Source organism: Pseudomonas sp. R15(2017) (assembly GCF_002112685.1).
Lineage (GTDB): Bacteria > Pseudomonadota > Gammaproteobacteria > Pseudomonadales > Pseudomonadaceae > Aquipseudomonas > Aquipseudomonas glycinae.
The window spans coordinates 335,943-360,965 of record NZ_NEII01000008.1 but is presented as its reverse complement, the minus strand read 5'-3'; the positions used below and the strand labels follow the sequence as shown (position 1 = coordinate 360,965).

At 61.2% G+C, this 25,023-nt stretch carries 22 protein-coding genes; 15 read left to right on the top strand and 7 right to left on the bottom strand.

Annotated features, from left to right (window positions below; genetic code table 11):
* Positions 1–8: 8 nt before the first annotated feature.
* Positions 9–2,333: a penicillin-binding protein 1B gene (mrcB, locus tag CAF77_RS18580; RefSeq protein ID WP_085655086.1), complete on the bottom strand. Its 2,325-nt coding sequence runs from the start codon at positions 2,331–2,333 to the stop codon at positions 9–11.
* A 118-nt stretch (positions 2,334–2,451) separates the two neighbouring features.
* On the opposite strand from mrcB, the gene CAF77_RS18575 reads away from it, so the two are divergent.
* From CAF77_RS18575 to CAF77_RS18560, 4 genes are all read left to right on the top strand, one after another.
* On the top strand, positions 2,452–4,008 hold the full coding sequence (locus tag CAF77_RS18575; RefSeq protein ID WP_085655084.1) for a bifunctional aminoglycoside phosphotransferase/ATP-binding protein: 1,557 nt from the start codon (positions 2,452–2,454) through the stop codon (positions 4,006–4,008).
* A gap of 91 nt (positions 4,009–4,099) precedes the next feature.
* On the top strand, positions 4,100–4,444 hold the full coding sequence (locus CAF77_RS18570) for a pentapeptide repeat-containing protein (protein ID WP_007959639.1): 345 nt from the start codon (positions 4,100–4,102) through the stop codon (positions 4,442–4,444).
* A 220-nt stretch (positions 4,445–4,664) separates the two neighbouring features.
* Positions 4,665–4,937 carry a TfoX/Sxy family protein gene (locus CAF77_RS18565; protein ID WP_003228231.1) on the top strand — a complete coding sequence of 91 codons (273 nt, stop codon included), beginning with the start codon at positions 4,665–4,667 and terminating at the stop codon, positions 4,935–4,937.
* Positions 4,938–4,950: 13 nt separating this feature from the next.
* Complete coding sequence (locus CAF77_RS18560) at positions 4,951–5,742, top strand: Crp/Fnr family transcriptional regulator (protein ID WP_085655082.1); 792 nt, start codon at positions 4,951–4,953, stop codon at positions 5,740–5,742.
* Between the two features lie 225 nt (positions 5,743–5,967).
* Here the strand turns inward: CAF77_RS18560 and CAF77_RS18555 are convergent, their stop codons facing one another.
* Genes CAF77_RS18555 through CAF77_RS18540 form a run of 4 tightly spaced genes read right to left on the bottom strand, consistent with a single transcriptional unit; the run spans position 5,968 to position 9,514 of the window.
* Positions 5,968–6,819 (bottom strand): ChaN family lipoprotein, encoded by an 852-nt coding sequence (locus tag CAF77_RS18555; protein ID WP_085655080.1) that lies wholly within the window; start codon positions 6,817–6,819, stop codon positions 5,968–5,970.
* A gap of 21 nt (positions 6,820–6,840) precedes the next feature.
* The gene (locus CAF77_RS18550; protein WP_085655078.1) at positions 6,841–7,608 is read right to left on the bottom strand and encodes a heme ABC transporter ATP-binding protein; all 768 of its coding nucleotides are present in this window, start codon (positions 7,606–7,608) and stop codon (positions 6,841–6,843) included.
* The gene (locus CAF77_RS18545) at positions 7,608–8,591 is read right to left on the bottom strand and encodes an iron ABC transporter permease (protein WP_170928972.1); all 984 of its coding nucleotides are present in this window, start codon (positions 8,589–8,591) and stop codon (positions 7,608–7,610) included. The genes CAF77_RS18550 and CAF77_RS18545 overlap by 1 nt, the downstream gene beginning before the upstream one ends.
* A gap of 50 nt (positions 8,592–8,641) precedes the next feature.
* Positions 8,642–9,514 carry a hemin ABC transporter substrate-binding protein gene (locus tag CAF77_RS18540; RefSeq protein WP_085655076.1) on the bottom strand — a complete coding sequence of 291 codons (873 nt, stop codon included), beginning with the start codon at positions 9,512–9,514 and terminating at the stop codon, positions 8,642–8,644.
* A 161-nt stretch (positions 9,515–9,675) separates the two neighbouring features.
* On the opposite strand from CAF77_RS18540, the gene CAF77_RS18535 reads away from it, so the two are divergent.
* The gene (locus CAF77_RS18535; RefSeq protein ID WP_085655074.1) at positions 9,676–9,993 is read left to right on the top strand and encodes a Rieske (2Fe-2S) protein; all 318 of its coding nucleotides are present in this window, start codon (positions 9,676–9,678) and stop codon (positions 9,991–9,993) included.
* Here the strand turns inward: CAF77_RS18535 and sfsA are convergent.
* The gene (gene sfsA / locus CAF77_RS18530; protein ID WP_085655072.1) at positions 9,990–10,703 is read right to left on the bottom strand and encodes a DNA/RNA nuclease SfsA; all 714 of its coding nucleotides are present in this window, start codon (positions 10,701–10,703) and stop codon (positions 9,990–9,992) included. The genes CAF77_RS18535 and sfsA overlap by 4 nt on opposite strands.
* Positions 10,703–11,875, bottom strand: a complete 1,173-nt coding sequence (locus CAF77_RS18525; protein WP_085655070.1) for a pyridoxal phosphate-dependent aminotransferase — start codon at positions 11,873–11,875, stop codon at positions 10,703–10,705. Before CAF77_RS18525 ends, sfsA begins: the two co-directional genes overlap by 1 nt.
* A 334-nt stretch (positions 11,876–12,209) precedes the next feature.
* Here CAF77_RS18525 and dksA point away from each other — a divergent pair, with 334 nt between their 5' ends.
* The 10 genes from dksA (at position 12,210) to pgi (ending at position 24,973) form a co-directional block, all read left to right on the top strand.
* Positions 12,210–12,653 (top strand): RNA polymerase-binding protein DksA, encoded by a 444-nt coding sequence (dksA, locus tag CAF77_RS18520; protein ID WP_039771633.1) that lies wholly within the window; start codon positions 12,210–12,212, stop codon positions 12,651–12,653.
* A gap of 83 nt (positions 12,654–12,736) precedes the next feature.
* On the top strand, positions 12,737–13,633 hold the full coding sequence (gene gluQRS / locus CAF77_RS18515; protein WP_085655069.1) for a tRNA glutamyl-Q(34) synthetase GluQRS: 897 nt from the start codon (positions 12,737–12,739) through the stop codon (positions 13,631–13,633).
* Positions 13,634–13,710: 77 nt separating this feature from the next.
* On the top strand, positions 13,711–13,887 hold the full coding sequence (locus tag CAF77_RS29090) for a hypothetical protein (RefSeq protein ID WP_003176118.1): 177 nt from the start codon (positions 13,711–13,713) through the stop codon (positions 13,885–13,887).
* Positions 13,871–16,825: a sensor histidine kinase gene (locus CAF77_RS18510; RefSeq protein WP_007959612.1), complete on the top strand. Its 2,955-nt coding sequence runs from the start codon at positions 13,871–13,873 to the stop codon at positions 16,823–16,825. Before CAF77_RS29090 ends, CAF77_RS18510 begins: the two co-directional genes overlap by 17 nt.
* 22 nt (positions 16,826–16,847) lie before the next feature.
* Positions 16,848–18,284, top strand: a complete 1,437-nt coding sequence (locus CAF77_RS18505; RefSeq protein WP_011335968.1) for a sigma-54 dependent transcriptional regulator — start codon at positions 16,848–16,850, stop codon at positions 18,282–18,284.
* Positions 18,285–19,018: 734 nt separating this feature from the next.
* Positions 19,019–20,419: a polynucleotide adenylyltransferase PcnB gene (locus CAF77_RS18500; protein WP_007959609.1), complete on the top strand. Its 1,401-nt coding sequence runs from the start codon at positions 19,019–19,021 to the stop codon at positions 20,417–20,419.
* Positions 20,420–20,422: 3 nt separating this feature from the next.
* Positions 20,423–20,908, top strand: a complete 486-nt coding sequence (gene folK, locus CAF77_RS18495; RefSeq protein ID WP_085655067.1) for a 2-amino-4-hydroxy-6-hydroxymethyldihydropteridine diphosphokinase — start codon at positions 20,423–20,425, stop codon at positions 20,906–20,908.
* A 396-nt stretch (positions 20,909–21,304) separates the two neighbouring features.
* Positions 21,305–22,105: a 3-methyl-2-oxobutanoate hydroxymethyltransferase gene (panB, locus tag CAF77_RS18490; protein ID WP_011335970.1), complete on the top strand. Its 801-nt coding sequence runs from the start codon at positions 21,305–21,307 to the stop codon at positions 22,103–22,105.
* Positions 22,102–22,962 carry a pantoate--beta-alanine ligase gene (gene panC, locus CAF77_RS18485; protein WP_007959604.1) on the top strand — a complete coding sequence of 287 codons (861 nt, stop codon included), beginning with the start codon at positions 22,102–22,104 and terminating at the stop codon, positions 22,960–22,962. Before panB ends, panC begins: the two co-directional genes overlap by 4 nt.
* A 346-nt stretch (positions 22,963–23,308) precedes the next feature.
* Positions 23,309–24,973, top strand: coding sequence for a glucose-6-phosphate isomerase (pgi, locus tag CAF77_RS18480; RefSeq protein ID WP_064382071.1), 1,665 nt, complete (start codon positions 23,309–23,311; stop codon positions 24,971–24,973).
* Positions 24,974–25,023: the final 50 nt, after the last annotated feature.

Sequence of the window (25,023 nt, the reverse complement as noted above, 5' to 3'; positions counted from 1 at the left end):
CTCTTTGCTTAATTCATCCAGCCCTTGACCCAATCCATCACCGACTCGCCCGAGGCCGGGCTTTCGCCCGCGCAGGAGGCGCCGGGTGGCGGTTCGCTGCCGCGAATATACGGCATCTGCACGGCGCCCGGACAGTTGGCATCAGAACCCTGGCCGGTACGCGAATCGACCCAGGCCTGCACCACGTTATCCGGTTGCGGCATGTCCAGCGGCAGCGGATCGGCCTTGCGCATGAAGCTGGTCCAGACCTGCAACGCACCGGTGGCCCCGGTGAACGGCGTCTTGCCGTTGTCGTCGCGGCCGAGCCAGACCACCGCCAGCAGATCCTGGCTGAAGCCGGCGAACCAGCTGTCGCGCGAATCGTTACTGGTGCCGGTCTTGCCCGCCAGCGTCAGGGTTCTTGGCAACACGTTATAAACCGAACTGCCGGTGCCTTCACGCATGACCCGCTGCATGGCGTTCTGGATCAGGTAGATCGAGGCGGGATCGAAACGCTGCTCGATCTGGAACGGATAACGCTTGAGCGGCTCGCCGTCGGCAGTCAGCACGCTGCGAATCCCGCGCATCGGGGTGTTGAAGCCACCGTTGGCCAGGGTCTGGTACATGGTCGCGACTTCAATCGGAGTCATGCCGCCCGCACCGAGCAACATCGACGGGAACGCCGGAAACTCGCGGGTCACGCCCAGGCGGCCCAACGTCTTGAGGACATTCGGAACACCGACCGCCAGACCGAGACGCGAGGTCGACAGGTTGTAGGAATGTGCCAGCCCCTGATACAGGAACACCGTACCGTGGGAGCGACGGTCGTAATTCTGCGGTTTCCAGACCTGACCGTCTGCGCCCTTGATTGAAAGCGGCTCGTCCGACAGCCAACTGGTCAACGTGTACTGGCTCGGCTTCTCCAGCGCCGTCAGATAAACCGCCGGCTTGATCAGCGAGCCGATCGGCCGCACCGCATCCAGTGCCCGGTTGAACCCGGCAAAACTAGCCTGACGGCTGCCGATCATGGCCTGGACTTCACCGGTTTCAGGATTGGTCACGACCATCGCCGCTTCCACGTCGTCGGAACCCTTGCGACCGGACAGGCGCTTGAAGGTGTCGTTGACCGACGCTTCGGCTTTCATCTGCAGGATTGGATCGAAACTGGTGAAGATCCGCAGGCCTTCTTCGGTCAAGTCTTCGTCGCGATAGTCTTCACGCAACTGGCGCTTGACCAGATCGATGAAGCCCGGGAACGAGCTGTCGGCCAGCTTGCCGCGGGTGGTCACGCCCAGTGGCATTTTCTTCGCGGCGGCCACCTGTTCGGCGGAAGCGACACCCTGCTGCTCAAGCACATCGAGCACCAGATTGCGTCGCTCCAGCGCCCGCTCCGGGTTGCGACGCGGGTTGTAATAGGACGGGCCTTTGACCATCCCGACCAACAGCGCGACCTGATGCAGTTTCAACTCGGACAAAGGCTGAGCGAAGAAGAACTGGCTGGCCAGACCGAAACCGTGCACTGCACGCTGACCGTCCTGACCGACAAAGACTTCGTTGAGGTAAGCCTCAAGGATTTCCTTTTTGTCGTAATGCAGTTCAAGCAGCATCGCCATCATCGCTTCGGTGAGCTTGCGGGTCAGGCTGCGTTCGTTGGTGAGGTAGAAGTTCTTGACCAGTTGCTGAGTCAGCGTACTGCCGCCCTGAGTCATCTTGCCGCCCGAGGTGTTGACCCAGACTGCGCGAGCAATCGATTTCGGCGATACGCCCCAGTGGCTGTAGAAATCCCGGTCTTCCACGGCGACCAGTGTTTCCAGCAGGTACGGCGGCACCTGATCGAGCTTGATCAGAATCCGGTCTTCAAGGTTTTTCGGGTAGATGCCGCCGATCATCAGCGGCTCCAGGCGTACCACGGAGAGCTTCGAACCGTTGATTGCCGAGAGTTCGGCTACGTAATCGCCAGAGAAACGCACGCGCACCGGCTGCGGTTTCTCGAGGCCTTCATAGAACTGGAAGCCACGGGTATTCAGATCAACCGTGTTGCCATTGACCGCCGCCGCGCCGGGACCGTTGCTCACGGCTTCGCGGCGATAACCCAGGGCATCGAGTTCGGTGAGGAAATCGTCCTTGCTCAGCTTCTGTCCGACGAACAGCTCGAGCGGACGCGCGTACACCTTGGCCGGGATGGTCCAGCGCTTGCCGGAGAACTTCTCCTGCACCACCGCATCAAGGTAAACGGCGAAGCCGGCCAGCACCACAAGGCCGACCAGACTGAGTTTAAGGGCCCAGCCCAACCACGGGCGCAGGCCCCGGGAAGCTGGTTTTTTAGGGGTACGGGGGGATCGAGTACGAGTCATGGCGGCGGATTATACGCACTTTATTCATACTCAACAGGAGCGCTCGGAGGTTTGCGTCGGGCTGGCGAGCGGCCATAATGAGCGCCTTGAATTTCCCCCAGTCTCTGAAGGATCGTCCGTGAGCCAGTCCCTGATCGCTGCCCTGCAAAACCCGGCCCTCTACCCGCATCCCGTCGAAGGGTTCCAGGTCATCGAAACCCATATCTCGTGGGTACTGCTCACCGGTCCCTACGCCTATAAAGTGAAGAAACCGGTGAACTTCGGTTTCCTCGACTTCACCAGCCTCGAATCCCGTGAGCACTTCTGCGGCGAAGAGCTGCGCCTGAACCAGCGCCTGACCGAAGATTTGTATCTGGAAGTGATTCCAGTGACCGGCAGCGCCGAAGCTCCGCAACTGGGTGGCGACGGCCCGGCCATCGAGTACGTGCTGAAAATGCGTCAGTTCCCGCAGTCCGGCCTGCTCAGCACCCTGCAAGCCAACGGCGAGCTGACCACCGCGCACATCGACGCGATGGCCGAGCAAATCGCCCGCTTCCACCTCAATGCGCCGAAAGTCCCGGCCGAGCACGATGCCGGCACGCCTGAAAGCGTGATGGCGCCGGTACGCCAGAACTTCGAACAGATTCTGCCGTTCCTCAGCGACAAGAACGATCTGCTGCAACTCGACGCTCTGCAAGCATGGGCTGAAAGCAGCTTCGATCGCCTCAAGCCGCTGTTCGCCCAACGCAAGACCGATGGTTTCACTCGCGAATGCCACGGTGACATTCACCTGGGCAACGCCACGCTGATCGACGGCAAGGTCGTGATCTTCGACTGCATCGAATTCAACGAACCGTTCCGCTTCACCGACGTATGGGCCGACACCGGCTTCCTGGCGATGGACCTTGAAGACCGTGGCCTGAAATCCCTGGCCCGTCGTTTCATCAGCCAGTACCTGGAACTGACCGGCGACTATCAAGGCCTGGAAGTGCTGAACTTCTACAAGGCGTACCGCGCGCTGGTGCGTGCGAAAGTCGCACTGTTCAGCATGCCGGCCGACGCGACACCGGTGCAGCGCGCCACCACCCTGCGCCAGTACCGCAACTATGCCAACCTGGCGGAAAGCTACAGCACCATTCCTTCGCGCTTCATGGCGATCACCCATGGCGTTTCCGCTGTCGGTAAAAGCCACGTTGCCATGCGTTTGGTCGAAGCACTGGGCGCGATCCGCCTGCGTTCCGATGTCGAGCGCAAGCGCCTGTTCGGTGAGCAAACCGTTGCCAATGATGTTCAGGCCGGGATCTACAGCGCCGACGCCAGCACTGCAACCTATGCGCGTCTGCATGAAATTGCCGAAGTGATTTTGCACGCCGGTTTCCCGGTGGTGATCGATGCCACTTACCTCAAGCGCGAACAACGCGACAACGCCGCCAAAGTCGCTGAAGCCACTGGCACGCCTTTCCTGATCCTTGACTGCAACGCTCCGCAGGCAGTGATCGAGAGCTGGCTGGCGATTCGTCAGGCAGACAAAAAAGATCCGTCCGACGCGACCCTCGCCGTGATCGAAGCTCAACAAGCCAACCGCGAAGCCCTGACCCCGGAAGAAATCCTGCGCAGCAAACGCGTGCAGACCAATGAATCCGGGACCCTGGACACCGTCGTGGCGCAGATTCGCCAGCGCCTGCCCGGCCTGTAAGAAACTATTTCGGCCGTGAAGCCCTCGCTTGCTTCACGGCCGTCAAATAGTGGCACTATACTGGCGTCATAAAACCAACAGGTGATTTGACATGAGCCAGCCAAAACTACTCGACACCCCGCTTTATGCCTTGCTGCACAAAGACGACATCACAGGTTTCAACAATGAACGCCCGAAAGACGGCCCGATCGATATGGTCGGCGGCGACTTCCGTGGTCTCGACCTGCGCGAGCTGAACGCCGATGGCGTGGATTTCCGGGACGCCTACTTCCGTTCCGCCGACCTGCGCGGCATCGACTTTCGCAACGCTTCACTGGAAGGCGCGAGTCTGGCTCATGCGCAAATTTCCGGTGCCTACTTCCCGCCGGAACTGAGTGCAGACGAAATCCTGATGTCGATGAATTTCGGTACGCGCCTGCGTTATCGCACCCGCTGAGCCTCGCACTACCCAAACTCGTCCAGCGCCCCCGCTTTGCGCTGGACTGCGTGCTATTGGTAATTCTCCCTCGCCCTCCCCATCCTGATTCATCAGCGGAAACTGACGTTTCTTAGAAGCGTTTGCGTCGAATCCGACCAAACAACCACGCTTTTCCTACTGATGGCTACACTCCTGAGAAGCTCGCCCACGCACCATTCGGCCGTCGCAAGGAGGCTTGATGAATGATGAACTGCAACACCTGAAAAATCTTGGCAAGACGTCGGCGCAATGGCTGCATGCCGTGGGCATCCATAGCGCCTCGGACTTGCGGCGCCTGGGCGCGGTAGATGCCTACCGGGCCGTGCGTACTCGTGGGTTCCGGGCGTCGAAGGTGTTGTTGTACGCGATCGAAGGAGCGCTGATGGATGTGCACTGGAACGACATTCCCGCCGAACGCAAGGATGCGCTGAACAAGCAACTCGAAGCGATTTCCTCCCGCCACAAAAACTGACGGGCACCGACCCATGTACCTGCTCGGAGAACAATCGGCCCAGGCCGATGCACTGATCAACCACTTGCAGAGCTTGCCTGCTCGATGGCTTGAAGGCCTGATGCCGTGCGGGCCAGCTCTGGAACTGGAAGCCACGGATGATTTGCTGGCGCAGTTGCCGGACGACCAGCTGTTTTTGCTGACGCAAGGTGTCATCACCGGGCGCCTCGGCGGTCGTGGCTTGTTCTACTGGCAAGAGGGAGATGTGATCGGTCTTCAGAACGGGCCGGAATGGGCGGATTGCACCTTGTGTACGGATAACCCGCTGACATTGCTGCCTTATCGCCGAAGCGATTTGTTTCAACATGTGTACGGCAGTTCATCGCGCCCGGAGCAGTTTCTGCACTATCTGCTCGGGCAAATGGCGCTGCTGGCCCACGCCGTCGCCGAGTTCAAGCCGCGGGAGTTTCGTAGCACGAATGGCTTCAAACGGGTCGAGCCCGGGGAAGTTCTCATCCGCCAGGGCGACTCGGCCGATCACGTATTCGTGATTATCGAAGGACACGCCGAAGCGTTTGTTAGCGGGCACAAGATAGGCGATGTGCCCAAGGATGAAATCTTCGGCGCCATGGCCGTGTTCACCGGCGAACCGCGCAACGCAACAATCATTGCCCGTGAAGCGAGCACCGTGATGCTGATTCCCGGCGATCAGTTTCTGAGCATGACCCGCACCAACCCGAAAATCGCCCACAGCCTGATCGAAAGCATGGCGCGGCGTATCGACCAGCTCAACAAGCAGCTCACGGCATATAACAGCCAGAACTGAAGCCCTATTCACGGGACGTTTACGCCATTGCCGGGACAAAACGACAGAAATGAAAAAACAGCTGTTGACTCGTTAATGAGAATCGCTATGATTATCACAACTGATCGCGAGATCAGTCGATATTCTGAAAAGCCCTTGGTTCGGACTCTCAGATTATCTCCTCATCAGGCTAATCACGGTTATTTGACCCGGTTTTTACCGGGTCTTTTTTTGCCTGTGGAAAAGTCATTCCTTGCCGAACTGCTTACGCATCTGCGCGCAATAATCCGGTTTCGGCGTGGCCGGTGTGAGCCAGACGAAATCAGCCATCGCCGCCGTGATCTGACTACCCTGCTCCGCCAGCATCAACACCGTCGGCGCTTCCGGCGCGCCCAGATCCAGCACATGCAGCGGCACCCCGACATCCTTTCGCGCGTGATACGCACCCGCCAATAACAGTGCAGGCGCGGGCGCCGCCGACAAACGCGAGGCCATACGCCGATCCCTTTGTTGCTGAACGGCCAGCATTGCCGGCATTTGTGATGACGGCAGCAAGCCGCAGTGAGAATCGCCAATCTGCTCCAGCAGTTTCTCTTTCACAGATTTGGCGCTGCTGCGCTCGCCGCTCAGAACCGGAGGATCGCGATAGAACGCGCGAATTTCGATGTTATCGAGGTTGGCCGCCAGTAACGGCCCGGGTTGCGTCAGGGCAAACCGCACAATCGGTCCGTAGAGATTCCAGTCCCAACCGTCCTGCCAGGCCAATGCAGCAGGGAGATCGGCCGGTAGCGTTGCGGCATGGCGCACGTCATCAACCCGCGACTGTTGATCGGGCGTCAGCATTTCCAGCAGAAGACTGCCTTGGGGGCGCTTTTCTTCGAGGTTCTGCAACAACCACAATTGAAGGGCATGGTGATCGGCGTTGTCATGCTGCTCGCCAACGATCACCCGCGCCGGTCTGCTCAGTTGCGTCAGTAATTGCTGCGCCGTCAGACGCTCGCCGCTTCGCAAATCACGGATCTCGCCCACGACCGGCGGCACCGCAACATGCTGGCAACCCGCAAGCCACAACACCGCCAACAGCAAAATCCCGCGCATACCCTCACCTCGATGATGAAATCAGCGGGCGATGATCAGCGGATGCCCGCGCTCCGGGTGCTGCTGCACCAATACTTCCAGACCGAAAACCGCCTTCAGCGATTCCGGACGCAATACCTGCTCAGGTGTATCCAGTGCGACCGGCCGCCCGCCTTCCAGCAGCAGGATCCGATCACAATAGCGCGCCGCCAGATTCAGATCATGCAGGATCACCAGCACCGCCGCGCCGCGATCGGCAAATTCGCGCACCGCTTGCAGCGTCGTGTGTTGATGCAACGGATCGAGCATCGAGGTCGGCTCATCAAGCAGCAGAGTCTGCCCCGCCTGCCCCGGCCAGAGTTGCGCCAGCACTCGCGCCAGATGCACCCGCTGACGCTCGCCGCCGGACAGCGCCAGATAACTGCGGCCACTCAGGTGTCCGGCATCGGCGGCCCGTAATGCGGCAGCGACGATCTGGTCATCGCGCACCCGTCCGCTCTGATAAGGCAGACGCCCCATGCCGACCACTTCCTCAACACGAAAGGCGAAATCCAGGGTCGACACCTGTGGCAACACCGCCAGCCGCTGAGCGCGCTGAGTGCCGCCCCAATGGCTCAAGGCCTCACCGTCCAGCAGCACTTCCCCGTCGCTGGCACTCAACTCTCCGCAAAGCGCACTGAGCAAGGTACTTTTACCGGCGCCGTTCGGCCCCAGTACACCCAGCACTTCTCCCGGTTCGAGCTGCAGGCTGACGTCGGCCAGAACGGTCTTGCGGCCACGGTGGATGTGCAGATTGTGCGCACACAGCATCAGGCACGCCCTCGCAGCAACAGATAAAGGAAGAACGGCGCACCGATGAACGCGGTGACGATGCCGATCGGCAGCTCCGCCGGCGCCAGCGCCAGCCGCGCCACCAGATCCGCCAGCAGCAACAGACTGGCCCCGGCCAGCACCGATGCCGGCAGCAATACCCGGTGATCCGGCCCGGCGAGCAAGCGCACCAGATGCGGCACAACCAGCCCGACGAAACCGATCATCCCTGCCGCCGCCACCGCTGCGCCAACGCCGAGCGCCGTGCAGAACACCAGCTCGCGCTTGAGCCGTTCGACATCGATTCCCAGATGCCCGGCTTCCGATTCGCCGAGCAGCAATGCATTCAACGCCTTGGCTCGGCGTGGGAGCCAAAGTGCAACACCGGCGGTGATGATCAGCAGCGGCCACAATCGCGCATAACTTGCACCGTTGAGGCTGCCCAGGTTCCAGAACGTCAATGTGCGCAATGTCGCGTCGTCGGCCAGATAGGTAAACAGCCCCACCGCCGAACTGGCCAGCGCCGTCAGGGCAATCCCCGCCAGCAACATGGTCGCGACATTGGTCTGCCCGTTGCGGCGGCCGAGCCGATAAACCAGCGCCGTCACGCCCAAACCACCGAGAAACGCACACACCGACAGCAGGTAAGGCCCGAACCACTCCGGCAATCCGCCAAAAAACGAACCACCGACAATCGCCACCGCCGCGCCCAACGCCGCGCCGCTCGAGACGCCGACCAACCCTGGATCCGCCAGTGGATTACGAAACAGCCCCTGCATCGCCACCCCGGACAGCGCCAGCACACCGCCGACTGCCAGCCCGAGCAACGTACGCGGCAGACGAATCTGCCCGAGAATCAGTTCAGCCTGCTCCAGCCCGTCCGGCGCCAGCGGCACACCGATCATGCGCAGTGCTGCGCGCAAGGTATCGAACAACGGCAGACTGACCGGCCCCAGCGCCAGCGACAGCCAGATCGCCAGCAGACACAGCAGGATCAGGCCGATGAACAAACCGCGGGGTTTGACCAGCGTGGTCATTGGCCGCTCTGGGGCGGATAGAAACCGTCAGACAGGGTCTTCAGCGCAGCCGGCAAACGCGGCCCGAGCCCGCCGACCAGCAGCGTCGGGTCCAGCTCCAGCACGCGTCCGGTCTTGCCCGCGCGGCTGGAATTGAGGATCGGGTTTTCCTTGAACAGCGCCGCTTTCGCCGCCTCGCCGGTCAGCGCACGGTCAGCGAACACCAGCACTTCAGGATCGAGACTGGCCAGGGACTCCACGGAAAACGGCTTGTAACCGGTGTGGGTCGCAAGGTTGTGCCCGCCCGCTTGTTGCAGCAGCCAATCGGCGGCGGTGTCTTTGCCGGCGATCAGCGGCTTGCCGCCAGCATGTCCGAGCAGCAACAGCACGCCCGGCGCTTTCTGTTTAGTCTGCGCTTGCGCCACACGCGCCTTTTGCGCATCAAGTTGTTGTTGATAACGTTGCAGCAGCTGCACGGCCTGGCTTTCCGCGCCCAGCAACTGCCCCAGATGGGTGACGTTTTTCTCCAGCGTCGGCAGATCCGGCTGAGCCGAGAACAATTCCACCTGCACCTTGGCGCTGCGCACCTGCGAGATCACTGGCGGCGGGCCCATTTCTTCGGTGCCGATCAGGATGTCCGGGCGCAGGCTGAGAATGCCTTCGGCCGACAGGCTGCGCTGGTAGCCGATGCTCGGCAGCGACTTGAGGGATTGCGGATGCTGGCTGGTGGTGTCGACCCCCACCAGTTTGGCTTCACCCCCCAGTGCACTCACCCACTCCGACAAGGCGCCGCCAGCGCTGACCCAACGTTGCGGCAACTCGGCCGCTGCAGCCTGGTGGCTGACCAAAAGTCCGACACACAGAACGGCAACGCGGGTACTCAGGCGCATAGACAGCTTCCTTGAAAGGTTTTCCCGGGCATCGGAACGGCAGGCCAAGTATCCTCGGCAGCGCTCACCTCGCCACGGGCGAAGGCGGCCATTTGATAATTGTTTGCATTTGAACGTCAAGCTCGGACATATCCGGACACGAGCCGACACTGAGGATAGCCATGAAGTTTCTTTGCGCGGGTGCCGATCTGATTGAAGGCGGCAGTCGCGGTTTCGATATCGACGGGAAAAAACTGTTGGCCGTGCGCCGTGCGGGGCAGGCGTATGTCTACCTCAATCGCTGCCCGCATCGGGGCGTCGGCCTGGAATGGCACCCCGACCAGTTTCTCGACCCGAGCAACAGCCTGATCCAGTGCGCGACCCACGGTGCACTGTTTCTGATCGAGGACGGTGAATGCGTCGCCGGCCCCTGCGCCGGGCAATCGCTGACGGCCATCCCTTGCCGTGAAGACGCGCAAGGGCTGTGGATCGATGTTTAACCGTTGAGCAGCACGTCCAGGCGCCGGTCGATCACCATTTCTTCATGGCTCAACCGCACGCCGTACGCCAGGACTTCGACCCCGCACGCCACTGCCTCACGCAGCGCAGCGGCGTAGGCGAAGTCGATTTCCTCGGCAGGACGCACCGCTTCGATACCCGTGAGATTGACGCAGTACAACTGCACCGCGCGAATCCCGTCCCGGGCCAGATGCGCCAGCTCACGCAAATGCTTGGCGCCACGATCGGTCACTGCATCGGGAAATGCCGCGACCGCCGTGCCGTCGAAACCCAGCGTGACACTTTTCACTTCCACGTACGCCGGGCCCGTCGGGTAGTCGAGGCGAAAATCGATCCGGCTCTTTTCCTGCCCGTACGCCACCTCGCGTTTGAGCCCGGTAAACCCGCTCAATTCGCTGATGACGCCGGCCTGCAAGGCTTCTTCGACCAGTGCGTTGGCGCGTCCGGTGTTCACGCAAAACAGCCGGCCCTGCGGGGTTTCACCGACTTCCCAAGTACCGGGCAGTTTGCGTTTCGGATCTGTGGAGCGACTGAACCAGACCTGCCCGCCCTCGACCTGGCAATTGAGCATCGAGCCGGTGTTCGGGCAGTGAATGGTCAGCAATTCGCCGCCAACGGTTTCGATATCGGCGAGAAAACGCTTGTATCGCCGGATCAACCGGCCTTCTTCGAGCGGAGGATGAAAGCGCATCAGCCTTGCCAGCTCTTCAAGCCACGGGCGATACGCTCTACCGCTTCCTGTAGGCGTGGGAGGTTTTGCGTGTAAGCAAAGCGCACGTGATGACTGGCCTGATAGCGGCCGAAGTCCAGCCCCGGCGTGAAGGCTACATGTTCGGTTTCAAGGAAATGTCGGCAGAACGCGAAGGCATCGCCGCCGAACTGGCTGATATCGGCATACAAATAGAACGCGCCTTCCGGCTCTACGGCAATGTTGAAGCCCAGCTCCCGCAATGCCGGCAGCAGGAAGTCACGGCGACGGCCGAATTCGGCGCGGCGCTCTTCGAGAATCGCGATGGTGTCCGGCTCGAAACAGGCCAGCGCCGCATGCTGGGCCATGCTTGGCGCGCTGATGTAGAGGTTCTGCGCGAGTTTTTCCAGCTCACTGACGGCCGCATCCGGCGCCACCAGCCAGCCGAGGCGCCACCCGGTCATGCCGAAATATTTGGAGAAACTGTTGAGGACAAAGGCACTGTCGTCCACTTCCAGCACACTGGCGGCGTCGGTGCCGTAAGTCAGGCCATGGTAGATCTCGTCCACCACCAGATGCCCGTGACGGGCCTTGATGGCTGTGGATAACCCGGACAGTTCATCGCGGGTCAGAATCGTACCGGTCGGGTTGGCTGGCGAGGCGACCAGCGCACCGACGCTGTCGTGATCCCAGTGGCGTGCCACCAGGTCCGGCGTCAGTTGATAGCGAACGTCCGGGCCCACCGGTACAAGCTGTGCCGCGCCTTCGACCAACCGCAAAAAGTGTCGGTTGCAAGGATAGCCGGGGTCGGCCAGCAGCCAGTGCTTGCCCGGATCCACCAGCAACGCACTGGCCAGCAGCAACGCACCGGAACCGCCAGGAGTGATGAGAATCCGCCGAGGATCGATGTTCAGGCCGTAGCGCGTCTGATAGAAGCCGGAAATCGCCTCACGCAGTTCGGGAATGCCACGGGCTGCGGTGTAACGGGTTTTCCCGGCTGTCAGGGCTTGCTGGCCGGCGCGGATGATCGGTTCGGCGGTAGTGAAGTCCGGTTCGCCGATTTCCAGGTGGATCACGTCGTGGCCGGCGGCCTGCAATTCATTGGCCCGCGCCAGCAACGCCATGACATGGAACGGTTCGATCGCACGACTGCGCGCACTGTAGGGCTGAGCCATTGGCCTTCCTTCAACGGGGGAAAAGAAACGATTCTACCCATCTGCCGGAACGAGCGAGAACCCGCAGCGGTCACAGCCTCAAGAACACTGGACTGTAACGACCCGCGCGTACGCTCCAGGATTGACTAAAATCAGTGATTGAGCAGGTTTGCAGCACCGCCGGACATGGCTTGGCAAACATTTGCAAGTCCCCTCGGCCACGCGCTCGACATCCGGGAGTAGCGCGGGTCGAATTGATCTGGTAAGTTCGCCCGCTTGCAGCCGCAGGGCCGGCAGGTGTCGGTGATGGAGCAATCCTGCGCAATGGATTACAAGAGTAGAGGCGGTCCATTTCATGCCCACCCAAGCAAAGCAACAGGCAAGTCAGACACTCAGCGGTTTCGAACCTTACGTCCCTAAAGAGGGCGAAGAGTACATGGGCGCGCCTATGCGTGCGCATTTCACCAAGATCCTGACCAAGTGGAAACTCGACTTGATGCAGGAAGTCGACCGCACTGTTGATCACATGAAAGACGAAGCGGCCAACTTTCCTGATCCGGCCGACCGTGCCAGTCAGGAAGAAGAGTTCGCCCTCGAGCTGCGCGCCCGCGACCGCGAGCGCAAACTGATCAAGAAGATCGACAAGACCCTGCAACTGATCGAAGACGAAGAGTACGGCTGGTGCGACTCTTGCGGCATCGAGATCGGCGTCAAGCGCCTCGAGGCCCGTCCGACTGCCGACATGTGTGTCGACTGCAAGAACCTGGCGGAAATCAAGGAAAAGCAGGTCGGCAAATAATCCCTACCTGAACGAAAAACGGAGCGTGCGAACGCTCCGTTTTTGTTTCTGCCGTTTTTTACTCTTCAAGTAACATCGCCCTCATGACTGCCAACTCCTCCCCCGCCTACATTGGCCGCTTCGCCCCGACCCCCAGCGGACACCTGCACTTCGGTTCGCTGGTCGCCGCCCTGGCCTCTTATCTGGACGCACGCTCGGTGGGCGGCCGCTGGCTGGTGCGCATGGAAGACCTCGATCCGCCTCGCGAAGAGCCGGGCGCGCAAGCGGCGATTCTCAAGGCGCTGGAAAGCTATGGCTTCGAATGGGACGGCGAGATGGTTCGCCAGAGCGACCGGCACGAGGCCTACGCCCAAGTGCTCGACAGCCTGTTCAATCACGGCCTGGCGTACGCCTGCACCTGTTCGCGCAAACAACTGGAGCCGTACCACGGCATTTATCCTGGGCTGTGCCGCAATGCCGGCCATGGCCAGGAAGACGCGGCGATTCGCCTGCGCGTGCCGGAGCTGGAATACCACTTCATCGACCGGGTGCAGGGCGAATACCGCCAGCATCTGGGCCGCGACGTGGGTGATTTCGTGATCCGCCGCCGCGACGGCCTCTACGCTTACCAACTGGCGGTGGTACTGGACGACGCCTGGCAAGGCATCACCGACATCGTGCGCGGCGCCGATCTGCTTGACTCCACGCCGCGCCAGCTCTATCTGCAGGAACTGCTGGGCCTGCGCCAACCGCGCTATCTGCATCTGCCACTGATTACCCAGCCGGACGGTAACAAGCTCGGCAAATCCTATCGCTCGCCACCGTTGGAAGCCGATCAGGCCACGCCATTGCTGCTGCGGGCCTTGCGTGCACTGGGGCAAAACCCGGGGCCCGAACTGGCCCACGCCTCGCCGCAGGAACTGTTGAACTGGGGCAGCGCCCACTGGGACGCGACGAAGATCCCGCGCACACTGACCCTGCCCGAAGCGCAACTGCTGTGACGACACTTGCAGTGGCGCGCCCATCCGTTACCATCGCCGCACGTTTTCGGGCACGCGCATAAAAAAGAGAGGCCGGGATGTACATCTATCGCTTGGTCCTGCTTCTGGTCGTGGGGATCTACCTGTTTTCTCCCGCCATCATGGATTGGTGGATCGACGCCACGGGCGCCTGGTATCGCCCTTATCTGCTCTGGCTGATCCTGATTGTCGTGACCTTCATCCTGCAGAGCCAAAAAGATGCCGATGAGCTTTAGCCTGACCCAGATGCTGCTGATCAGCGCCGCCTACCTGGCCGCGTTGTTCGGCGTGGCCTGGATCAGTGAACGGGGCATGATCCCGCGGGCGATCATTCGCCATCCGTTGACCTACACCCTGTCGCTGGGGGTCTATGCCAGTGCGTGGGCGTTCTATGGCACGGTCGGTCTGGCCTATCAGTACGGCTACGGTTTTCTGTCCAGTTATCTCGGGGTATCCGGGGCGTTTCTGCTGGCGCCGGTGCTGCTGTATCCGATCCTCAAGATCACCCGCACTTATCAACTGTCGTCGCTGGCGGACCTGTTCGCCTTCCGCTTCCGCAGCACCTGGGCCGGTGCGCTGACCACAATTTTCATGCTGATCGGCGTCTTGCCGTTGCTGGCGTTGCAGATCCAGGCCGTGGCCGACTCGATCGGCATCCTCACCGGCGAACCGGTACAGAACCGCGTGGCCCTGGCGTTCTGTGCGCTGATCATCCTGTTCACGATTTTCTTCGGCTCCCGTCACATCGCCACCCGTGAAAAGCACGAAGGGCTGGTGTTCGCGATTGCCTTCGAATCGGTGATCAAACTGGCGGCCCTCGGTGGCGTCGGCCTCTATGCGCTGTACGGCGTATTCGACGGCCCGCAACAGCTTGAACTGTGGCTGCTGCAGAATCAGACCGCCCTTGCCGCCCTGCACACGCCATTGCAGGAAGGCCCGTGGCGCACGTTGCTGCTGGTGTTTTTCGCCTCGGCGATCGTGATGCCGCACATGTATCACATGACCTTCACCGAAAACCTCAACCCGCGCTCGCTGGTCAGCGCGAGCTGGGGCCTGCCGCTGTTCCTGCTGTTGATGAGCCTGGCTGTGCCGCTGATTCTCTGGGCCGGCCTGAAACTCGGGGCCACCACCAATCCGGAATACTTCACCCTCGGCATCGGCATCGCCGCCAACAGCAAGTCGCTGGCGTTGCTGGCGTATGTCGGCGGTCTGTCGGCGGCCAGCGGCCTGATCATCGTCACCACACTGGCGCTCTCGGGCATGGCCCTGAACCATCTGGTGTTGCCGCTTTACCAGCCGCCGGCCGAGGGCAATATCTATCGCTGGCTGAAATGGACCCGCCGGGCGCTGATCGTCGCGATCATCATGGCCGGTTTCTGCTTCTATCTGATGCTGGGCGCCGAGCAGGACCTGGCCAACCTCGGCATCGTCGCCTTCGTCGCGACCCTGCAATTCCTGCCGGGCGTGTTGTCGGTGCTGTACTGGCCGACCGCCAATCGCCGCGGCTTTATCGCCGGTCTTCTGGCGGGGATCGTGGTGTGGGTGGTGACCATGCTGTTGCCGCTGGTCGGCAATCTGCAGGGTTTCTATATTCCGCTGCTGAACATGATCTACGTGCTGGACGACACCAGTTGGCACATGGCGGCCATCGCCTCGCTGGCGGCCAACGTCCTGATGTTCACCCTGATTTCGTTGTTCACCAATGCCAGCCCCGAAGAGGCCAGCGCCGCCGAAGCCTGCGCGGTGGACAACGTGCGACGCCCGCAACGCCGCGAATTGCACGCCGCTTCGCCGCAGGAATTCGCCACGCAACTGGCCAAGCCGCTGGGCGCCAAGGCTGCGCAGAAAGAAGTCGAACAGGCCCTGCGCGATCTTTATCTGCCCTTCGACGAGCGCCGCCCTTATGCCTTGCGCCGCCTGCGCGACCGGATCGAAGCCAACCTTTCCGGCCTGATGGGTCCGAGCGTCGCCCAGGATATGGTGGAAACCTTCCTGCCCTACAAGGCCGGCGGTGAAAACTACGTCACCGAAGACATCCACTTCATCGAAAGCCGCCTCGAGGACTACCACTCGCGCCTGACCGGTCTGGCCGCCGAACTCGATGCCCTGCGCCGTTACCACCGCCAGACCCTGCAGGAACTGCCGATGGGCGTCTGCTCGCTGGCCAAGGATCAGGAGATCCTGATGTGGAACAAGGCCATGGAAGAACTGACCGGGATTGCCGCGCAACGGGTGGTCGGCTCGCGCCTGAGCACCATCGCCAATCCGTGGAAAGATCTGCTGCAAGGCTTCATCCATCTGCCGGACGAGCATTTGCACAAACAGCATTTGGCCCTCGACGGCCAGACCCGTTGGCTGAACCTGCACAAAGCGGCAATCGACGAGCCGCTGGCACCGGGCAACAGCGGCCTGGTGTTGCTGGTGGAAGACCTGACCGAAACCCAGATGCTCGAAGACAAACTGGTGCACTCCGAGCGCCTGGCCAGCATCGGCCGACTCGCGGCGGGTGTGGCCCACGAAATCGGCAACCCGATCACCGGCATCGCCTGCCTTGCGCAAAACCTGCGGGAAGAGCGCGAAGAGGACGGTGAGCTGACGGAAATCAGCGGCCAGATCCTCGAACAGACCAAACGCGTGTCACGCATCGTCCAGTCGCTGATGAGCTTCGCCCACGCCGGCAGCCATCAGCACAGCGACGAGCCCGTCTGTCTGGCGGAAGTCGCCCAGGACGCCATCGGCCTGCTGGCCCTCAACCGGCGCAATTTCGAAGTGCAGTTCTACAACCTGTGCGATCCCGACCACTGGGTCGAAGGCGATCCGCAGCGGCTCGCCCAGGTGCTGATCAATCTGCTCTCCAACGCCCGTGACGCCTCGCCTGCCGGCAGTGCGGTGCGGGTCAAGAGCGAAGCCGGCGAACACACGGTCGATCTGATCGTCGAAGACGAAGGCAGCGGTATTCCATCGAGCATCATGGACCGATTGTTCGAACCCTTCTTCACCACCAAGGATCCTGGCGAAGGTACCGGTCTGGGCCTTGCACTGGTCTATTCCATCGTTGAAGAGCATTATGGACAAATCACCATCGACAGCCCGGCTGATGTTCAGAGCCAGCGCGGCACCCGTATCCGGGTGACATTGCCGCGCCATGTCGAAGCGACGTCCGCTGTGAACTGAGACCGTCGAGAGTATCGAATCAATGCCGCACATTTTGATCGTCGAAGACGAAACCATTATCCGCTCCGCCTTGCGCCGCCTGCTGGAACGCAACCAGTACCAGGTCAGCGAAGCCGGTTCAGTGCAGGAAGCACAAGAACGCTTCAGTATTCCCACATTCGATCTGATCGTCAGCGACCTGCGTCTGCCGGGTGCTCCGGGCACCGAGCTGATCAAGCTCGGCCAGGGCACGCCGGTGCTGATCATGACCAGCTACGCCAGCCTGCGCTCGGCGGTCGACTCGATGAAGATGGGCGCGGTGGATTACATCGCCAAGCCTTTCGACCACGATGAAATGCTTCAGGCTGTCGCGCGGATACTGCGCGATCGTCAGTCGGCCCCGGCCGCCGGTGAAGCAGCTCCTGCCAAATCGGCCAATGGCAGCGGCAAATCCGCCATCGACAACAGCAATGGCGAGATCGGCATCATCGGCTCGTGTCCGCCGATGCAGGATCTTTACGGCAAGATCCGTAAGGTCGCGCCGACCGATTCCAACGTATTGATCCAGGGTGAGTCCGGTACCGGTAAAGAGCTGGTGGCCCGTGCCCTGCACAACCTGTCGAAACGCGCCAAGGCGCCGATGATCTCGGTGAACTGCGCCGCCATTCCGGAAAGCCTGATCGAGTCCGAACTGTTCGGTCACGAGAAAGGTGCGTTCACCGGTGCCAGCGCCGGTCGCGCCGGTCTGGTGGAAGCAGCGGACGGCGGCACGCTGTTCCTCGACGAAATCGGCGAGTTGCCGCTGGAAGCCCAGGCTCGCCTGCTGCGCGTGTTGCAGGAAGGCGAAATTCGCCGGGTGGGCTCGGTCCAGTCGCAAAAGGTCGATGTTCGCCTGATCGCGGCGACCCACCGCGACCTCAAGAGCCTGGCGAAAATCGGCCAGTTCCGTGAAGACTTGTACTACCGCCTGCACGTGATCGCGTTGAAACTGCCGGCCCTGCGCGAACGCGGCGCCGACGTCAACGAAATCGCCAATGCGTTCCTCGCTCGTCAGAGCGCACGCATCAACCGCACCGACCTGAAATTTGCCGCCGATGCCGAACAGGCGATCCGGCACTATTCCTGGCCGGGTAACGTGCGGGAGCTGGAAAACGCCGTCGAGCGCGCGGTGATTCTGAGCGAAAGCCCGGAAATCTCTGCCGACCTGCTGGGCATCGACATCGAGCTGGGCGATCTGGAGGACGACGAATTCATCGGCCTGCCGGCGCAACCGGCCGGTAACGCCAGCAACAGCAGCCACGAGCCGACCGAAGACCTGTCACTGGAAGACTACTTCCAGCATTTCGTGCTCGAGCATCAGGACCACATGACCGAGACCGAACTGGCGCGCAAACTGGGCGTCAGCCGCAAATGCCTGTGGGAGCGTCGTCAGCGTCTGGGCATTCCGCGGCGCAAGACCGGGGTCGCCAGCGAGAGCTGAACGTTACCTGTCGAGTGTGCGGGTTACCGTTGAAGAGGTGAAAAAACTGTTACCTCAGTCTTTTCACGTAACAGAAGCCGGGGTTATCGGTAACGAAACCCCGGCTTTTTTTCGCCCTGCGAAAACGGTTATATCGACCTAACCCCTTGTTTTATTGGGGTTCGCAAAAGTTGGCACGGCACCTGCTATATGTTTGGTACAAGAACAATAACAAGCAATGCACAAGACAATAAAAATAAGACGAATCGACTCACGCACAATAAAAACAAGACGGCGAGAGGCGCAGCTAACTGATTCTTTTGGAGAGGCGTTGTATTTGGGGCTAGCCCCACGACCAGGCCGAGAACAACAAAAACTGTCTTAAGACAGAGCCTGTACTGGTTGGATCGCAAGATCACTGCAACACAGCGACCAAAGCAATCCGTTTGCTCTTGGCTCCCGATTGGGAGGGTCATGAAGGAAAAGCTTCATGGCGAGGGCACTCAACAAAAACAAGAAGCCCGAATCAATAATAAAAAGAGCACGCAACTACTTCTTGGGGAGCTTCGGCTCCCCTTGTAGTTTCTTCTTCCCGGCAAATTCCCCCTTCTGACGCATCCCCACCCCCTCTAGCCTGCGGCTTGCAGCGCAAAACGGCAGCGTCCTACACCATCCCTCGACTAAATGCTAGAATCCCGGCCCATCATGCGGTCATTCTCTGGTATGGCCGAACATTCCTTCAAACAGTGCATCCCATGCTGAAGAAGCTGTTCCAGTCATTCCGAACTCCCCTGCGTCGTACGCAACACATCCGTAGCACGCCTGAAGTCCTCAACAGCGGCCAACATTCGCTGCAGAAGGCGCAATTCAGCCGTTACGCGGTCAACATCGTCGAACGTCTGCAGGGCGCCGGCTACCAGGCCTACCTGGTTGGCGGTTGCGTGCGAGACATGCTGCTGGGCATCACGCCCAAAGACTTCGACGTCGCCACCAGCGCCACCCCCGAGCAGGTTCGTGCCGAATTCCGCAATGCGCGGATCATCGGCCGCCGCTTCAAGCTGGTACACATCCATTTCGGTCGCGAAATCATCGAAGTCGCGACCTTCCGCGCCAATCACCCGCAAAACGAAGACGACGAAGACAGCAACCAGTCTTCGCGCAACGAGAGCGGGCGCATTCTGCGTGACAACGTCTACGGCACCCTGGAAGAAGACGCGCAACGCCGCGACTTCACCATCAACGCGCTGTATTACGATCCGGTCAGCGAACGCATCCTCGATTACGCCAACGGCGTGCACGACATCCGCAATCACCTGATCCGTCTGATCGGCGACCCGAAGCAGCGTTACCAGGAAGACCCGGTGCGGATGCTGCGGGCCGTGCGTTTCGCCGCCAAGCTCAATTTCGGTATCGAGAAGCACACCGTCCAGCCGATCCGCGAACTGGCGCCGATGCTGCGCGAGATCCCGTCGGCCCGCCTGTTCGAGGAAGTGCTCAAGCTGTTCCTCTCCGGTCATGGCGCCATCACCTTCGAGATGCTGGTCGACCTGCAACTGTTCGCGCCGCTGTTCCCGGCCAGTGCCGATGCGCTGGAACACAACCCGGAATACACCCACACGCTGATCAGCGAAGCCCTGACCAACACCGACCTGCGGATCAAGCAGAACAAACCGGTGACCCCGGCGTTCCTGTTCGCCGCGCTGCTGTGGCCTGCCCTGCCGGCCCGCGTGTTGCGTCTGCAAGAGCGCGGCATGCCGCCGATCCCGGCGATGCAGGAAGGCGCTCACGAACTGATCGCCGAACAGTGCCAGCGCATCGCGATTCCAAAACGCTTCACCATGCCGATCCGCGAGATCTGGGACATGCAGGAACGCCTGCCACGCCGCAGCGGCAAACGCGCCGACCTGCTGCTGGACAATCCGCGCTTCCGCGCCGGCTACGATTTCCTGCTGCTGCGAGAAAGCGCTGGCGAGCAGACCGATGGCCTGGGCGAGTGGTGGACCGATTATCAGGACGCCAACGACAGCGAACGTCGCGACATGATCCGCGACCTGAGCGGCAAGGGTGATGACGCCAGTGGCGCACCGCGCAAGCGTCGCCGCAGCAGCGGTTCCAAGCGCAAGCGCGCCGGCGCACCGAGCGCCACGGGCGAATAAGGCATGGAACGCATCTACATCGGCATGGGCAGCAACCTGGCTGACCCGGCCGAACAACTGCGCAGCGCGGTCGACGCGCTGGGGCAATTGCCCGACACCGAACTGGTCGGTGTGTCTGCCTTCTACCAAAGCGACTCACTGCTGCCGGGCCAACCGCGTTACACCAACGCGGTTGCCGCGCTCGACAGCGCGCTCGCCCCGCTGGATCTGCTTGATGCCTTGCAGGCAATCGAAAACGATCAGGGCCGCGAACGCCTGGAGCGCTGGGGCCCGCGCACGCTGGATCTGGACATTCTGCTGTTCGGTGATCGACTGATCGACGAGCCGCGACTCAAAGTCCCGCATTACCACATGCAGGAGCGCGCATTCGTTCTCTATCCTTTGGCCGAACTGGCGCCCGAGGATCTGCATCTGGCCGATGGCCGCACCCTTTCAGATCTTCTCGCAGCCTGCCCGTTCGTCGGCCTCGAACGCCTTACCCACCCCTGAGATCTATCCCCTGTGGGAGCGGGCTTGCTCGCGAATGCGGTGTATCAGCTCAATAAGATGCTGACTGGCACGACGCCTTCGCGAGCAAGCCCGCTCCCACATCGACCTGTCCAAATCCCGGGCTTTGTAGGACAAAACCCCGCAGATCAGGCCCGCCGGCCCGCTGAATCGCATCAGTAACGCCGGTAACACTCCCCTCGTAACAATGCGGTAACACATGCAATTGACTTCCTGAGGCCTCATCACGACTATAGGCGTCCCGCTGCCGCCAACCCGGCATACAAGGGCGCAATCCAGGCCTTATAAGCACGACAAAAGAGCGTGCGCCTGAATAGATGACGAATCACGCGCGTTACTCGCAGTAGTTTCCAGAGCGCCTGAACGAGGATTTCTTACATGCCAGCCATCACCCTGACCACGCTCCAGAGCCTCAAGCAGAAAGGTGAAAAGATCACCATGCTGACCTGCTATGACGCGACCTTCGCCCACGCCTGCAACGAGGCCGGTGTCGAAGTGCTGCTGGTGGGCGACTCCCTCGGCATGGTCCTGCAGGGTCACGACAGCACCCTGCCGGTGACCACCGCAGAAATGGCCTACCACGTTGCCAGCGTCAAACGCGGCAACTCTGATGCCCTGATCCTGGCTGACCTGCCGTTCATGGCCAACGCCACCCTCGAGCAAACCATGACCAACAGCGCCCTGCTGATGCAGGCCGGCGCGCACATGGTCAAGGTCGAAGGCGCCTTGTGGCTGGCGGACTCGATCCGCCTGCTGGCCGAACGCGGTGTGCCGGTCTGCGCTCACATGGGCCTGACCCCGCAAGCCGTGAACATTCTCGGTGGCTATAAAGTGCAGGGTCGCAACGAGAACCAGGCACGCCAGATGCGCGCCGACGCGATCTCCCTGGAGCAGGCCGGCGCGGCCATGCTGCTGCTTGAATGCGTGCCGAGCGAACTGGCGGCTGAAATCACCCAGGCGGTGAAGATTCCGGTGATCGGCATTGGCGCCGGCAGCGACACCGACGGCCAGGTGCTGGTACTGCACGACATGCTCGGCCTGTCGATCAGCGGCCGCGTGCCAAAATTCGTGAAGAACTTCATGCAGGGTCAGGACAGCATCCAGTCCGCGCTGAAGGCTTACGTCAGTGAAGTCAAAGCCACCACTTTCCCTGGGATCGAACACGGATTCTCTGCATGAACACCGTCAAAACCGTACGTGAACTGCGCGCCGCCGTGGCGCGCGCCCGCAGTGAAGGCAAGCGCATCGGCTTCGTGCCGACCATGGGCAACCTGCACAGCGGCCACATTGCCCTGATCACCAAAGCCACTCAGCGCGTGGACTTTGTGGTCGCGAGCATTTTCGTCAACCCGCTGCAGTTCGGCGCCGGCGAAGACCTCGACAAATACCCGCGTACCCTGGCGGCAGATCAGGAAAAACTGCTGGAAGCCGGATGCGATCTGCTGTTCGCCCCGACTGTCGAAGAAATGTATCCCGACGGCATGGCCGGGCAGACCCGGGTCAGCGTGCCGCAACTGTCCGAAGGTCTGTGCGGCGCCAGCCGTCCGGGGCACTTCGAAGGTGTGGCGACGGTGGTCAGCAAACTGTTCAACATGGTCCAGCCGGACCTGGCGATCTTCGGCCAGAAAGACTTCCAGCAATTGGCGGTAATCCGCGCGCTGGTACACGACCTGAACATGCCGATCCAGATCATCGGCGAGCCGACCGTACGCGCAGCCGACGGTCTGGCGCTGTCCTCGCGCAACGGTTTCCTCAGTGAAGAACAGCGCGCCGTGGCGCCAGTGGTCTATCGCACCCTGAGCAGCATTGCCGAGTCGATCAAGCAGGGCGAGCGCGACTTCCCTGCCCTGATCCAGGCGCAACGCCAGCAACTGGAAGCTGCCGGCCTGCGTCCGGATTATCTGGAAATCCGCCACGCCCTGACCCTGCGTCCGGCGACCGCAGAGGATCGTGATCTGGTGATTCTGGTCGCAGCCTTCCTCGGCACCACCCGGTTGATCGACAACCTGCACTTGAATCTCGATACCCCCGCCTGAACACCGGCAAACGCTGTGGGAGCCCCCCGCTCCCACAGCGTTTGCACGCACTTCCAGACCGTATTGCTGAGCACCTGCCCATCGGGCAAACTCCCGCCGTTCGACTCGACACCAATAGCAGGGACTGCTCGCATTACCCGCCGTTTGTCGGCCCCGTCTGTTATCAATGTTAAAAAAGTACCGAAAACAGGTCAGACAAAGCCAAGACAGATCGCGGCGCTGGGTTTACTGTATTCGCCCTGCGCCAAAGTAATCGTGTCGACGCAGTTGCCCCCTCGCCCAAACATGGCGGGGAGGTCTTTTCAGTGTTCAAAAGGCCGTTCAAGTAAAAAGGAAAACCGCAGCGATGGCGTACTACCGCACTCCTCATGACGTTACCGCTCTGCCTGCCTGGCAAGCGTTGAAAGATCACCGCCAAGCCATGCAGGATTTCAGCATGCGCGAAGCCTTCAACGCCGATCCGCAGCGCTTCAATCAGTTCACTCTCAGCAGCTGCGGACTGTTTCTCGACTATTCGAAGAATCTGATCAACGCCGAGACCCGCAACCTGCTGGTGGGTCTGGCCAATGAAGTCGATCTCAAAGGCGCGATCAAGGCGCTGTTCGATGGCGAAATCGTCAACTCTTCCGAAGGCCGCCCGGCGCTGCACACCGCCCTGCGTCGCCCGGTCGGCGACAAGCTGTCGGTCAACGGCGTCAACGTGATGCCTGAAGTACACAAGGTGCTGAACCAGATCACCGATCTCGTGGGCCGCATCCACGACGGTCTGTGGCGCGGTTACACCGAGAAGCCGATCACTGACGTGGTGAACATCGGCATCGGTGGCTCGTTCCTCGGCCCCGAGCTGGTCTCCGAAGCCCTGCTGTCCTACGCCCAGAAAGGCGTGCGCTGCCATTACCTGGCGAACATCGACGGCAGCGAGTTCCACGAGCTGACGCAAAAACTGCGCGCCGAGACCACGCTGTTCATCGTTTCGTCGAAATCGTTCAACACCCTCGAAACCCTGAAAAATGCCCAGGCCGCACGTGCCTGGTACCTGGCTCAGGGCGGTTCGGAAGCCGAGCTGTATCGCCACTTCATCGCCGTATCGAGCAACAACGCGGCAGCCGTGGCCTTCGGTATCCGTGAAGAGAACATCTTCCCGATGTGGGACTGGGTCGGCGGTCGTTACTCGCTGTGGTCGGCCATCGGTCTGCCGATCGCGCTGGCCATCGGCATGTCCAACTTCAAGGAACTGCTGTCCGGTGCCTACACCATGGACCAGCATTTCCAGAGCGCGCCATTCGAACAGAACATGCCGGTGCTGCTGGCCCTGCTCGGTGTGTGGTACGGCAACTTCTGGGGCGCGCAAAGCCACGCGATCCTGCCGTACGACCACTACCTGCGTAACATCACCAAGCACTTGCAACAGCTGGACATGGAATCCAACGGCAAGAGCGTACGTCAGGACGGCACCGCGGTGTCGACCGATACCGGTCCGGTGATCTGGGGCGGCGTCGGTTGCAACGGTCAGCACGCTTATCACCAGCTGCTGCACCAGGGCACCCAACTGATCCCGGCGGACTTCATCGTGCCGATCGTCAGCTTCAACCCGGTCTCCGACCACCATCAGTGGCTGTACGCCAACTGCCTGTCGCAGAGCCAGGCGCTGATGCTCGGCAAGACCCTGCCGGAAGCCGAAACCGAACTGCGCGACAAGGGCATGAGCGAAGACCAGGTGCAGAAACTCGCACCGCACAAGGTGATTCCGGGCAACCGTCCGAGCAACACCCTGGTGGTAGAACGCATCAGCCCGCGTCGTCTCGGTGCATTGGTGGCGATGTACGAACACAAAGTCTTCGTGCAAAGCGTGGTCTGGGGCATCAACGCCTTCGACCAGTGGGGCGTGGAACTGGGCAAGGAACTGGGCAAGGGCGTCTACAACCGTCTGGTCGGCAGCGAAGAAACCGCCGCTGAAGACGCGTCCACCCAGGGCCTGATCAACTACTTCCGCGGCCGTCACCGCGGCTGATCCAGCCTTGAATACACCCCCTCGCCATGAGGGGGTGTTTGTTTACAGGT

Bases quoted from the DNA above. Each gene is read 5' to 3' on its own strand.
- mrcB (WP_085655086.1), bottom strand. From the start codon at position 2,333: ATGACTCGTACTCGATCCCCCCGTACCCCTAAAAAACCAGCTTCCCGG.
- CAF77_RS18570 (WP_007959639.1), top strand. From the start codon at position 4,100: ATGAGCCAGCCAAAACTACTCGACACCCCGCTTTATGCCTTGCTGCAC.
- CAF77_RS18565 (WP_003228231.1), top strand. From the start codon at position 4,665: ATGAATGATGAACTGCAACACCTGAAAAATCTTGGCAAGACGTCGGCG.
- CAF77_RS18560 (WP_085655082.1), top strand. From the start codon at position 4,951: ATGTACCTGCTCGGAGAACAATCGGCCCAGGCCGATGCACTGATCAAC.
- CAF77_RS18555 (WP_085655080.1), bottom strand. From the start codon at position 6,819: ATGCGCGGGATTTTGCTGTTGGCGGTGTTGTGGCTTGCGGGTTGCCAG.
- CAF77_RS18550 (WP_085655078.1), bottom strand. From the start codon at position 7,608: ATGCTGTGTGCGCACAATCTGCACATCCACCGTGGCCGCAAGACCGTT.
- CAF77_RS18540 (WP_085655076.1), bottom strand. From the start codon at position 9,514: ATGCGCCTGAGTACCCGCGTTGCCGTTCTGTGTGTCGGACTTTTGGTC.
- CAF77_RS18535 (WP_085655074.1), top strand. From the start codon at position 9,676: ATGAAGTTTCTTTGCGCGGGTGCCGATCTGATTGAAGGCGGCAGTCGC.
- sfsA (WP_085655072.1), bottom strand. From the start codon at position 10,703: ATGCGCTTTCATCCTCCGCTCGAAGAAGGCCGGTTGATCCGGCGATAC.
- CAF77_RS18525 (WP_085655070.1), bottom strand. From the start codon at position 11,875: ATGGCTCAGCCCTACAGTGCGCGCAGTCGTGCGATCGAACCGTTCCAT.
- dksA (WP_039771633.1), top strand. From the start codon at position 12,210: ATGCCCACCCAAGCAAAGCAACAGGCAAGTCAGACACTCAGCGGTTTC.
- gluQRS (WP_085655069.1), top strand. From the start codon at position 12,737: ATGACTGCCAACTCCTCCCCCGCCTACATTGGCCGCTTCGCCCCGACC.
- CAF77_RS29090 (WP_003176118.1), top strand. From the start codon at position 13,711: ATGTACATCTATCGCTTGGTCCTGCTTCTGGTCGTGGGGATCTACCTG.
- CAF77_RS18510 (WP_007959612.1), top strand. From the start codon at position 13,871: ATGCCGATGAGCTTTAGCCTGACCCAGATGCTGCTGATCAGCGCCGCC.
- CAF77_RS18505 (WP_011335968.1), top strand. From the start codon at position 16,848: ATGCCGCACATTTTGATCGTCGAAGACGAAACCATTATCCGCTCCGCC.
- CAF77_RS18500 (WP_007959609.1), top strand. From the start codon at position 19,019: ATGCTGAAGAAGCTGTTCCAGTCATTCCGAACTCCCCTGCGTCGTACG.
- folK (WP_085655067.1), top strand. From the start codon at position 20,423: ATGGAACGCATCTACATCGGCATGGGCAGCAACCTGGCTGACCCGGCC.
- panB (WP_011335970.1), top strand. From the start codon at position 21,305: ATGCCAGCCATCACCCTGACCACGCTCCAGAGCCTCAAGCAGAAAGGT.
- panC (WP_007959604.1), top strand. From the start codon at position 22,102: ATGAACACCGTCAAAACCGTACGTGAACTGCGCGCCGCCGTGGCGCGC.
- pgi (WP_064382071.1), top strand. From the start codon at position 23,309: ATGGCGTACTACCGCACTCCTCATGACGTTACCGCTCTGCCTGCCTGG.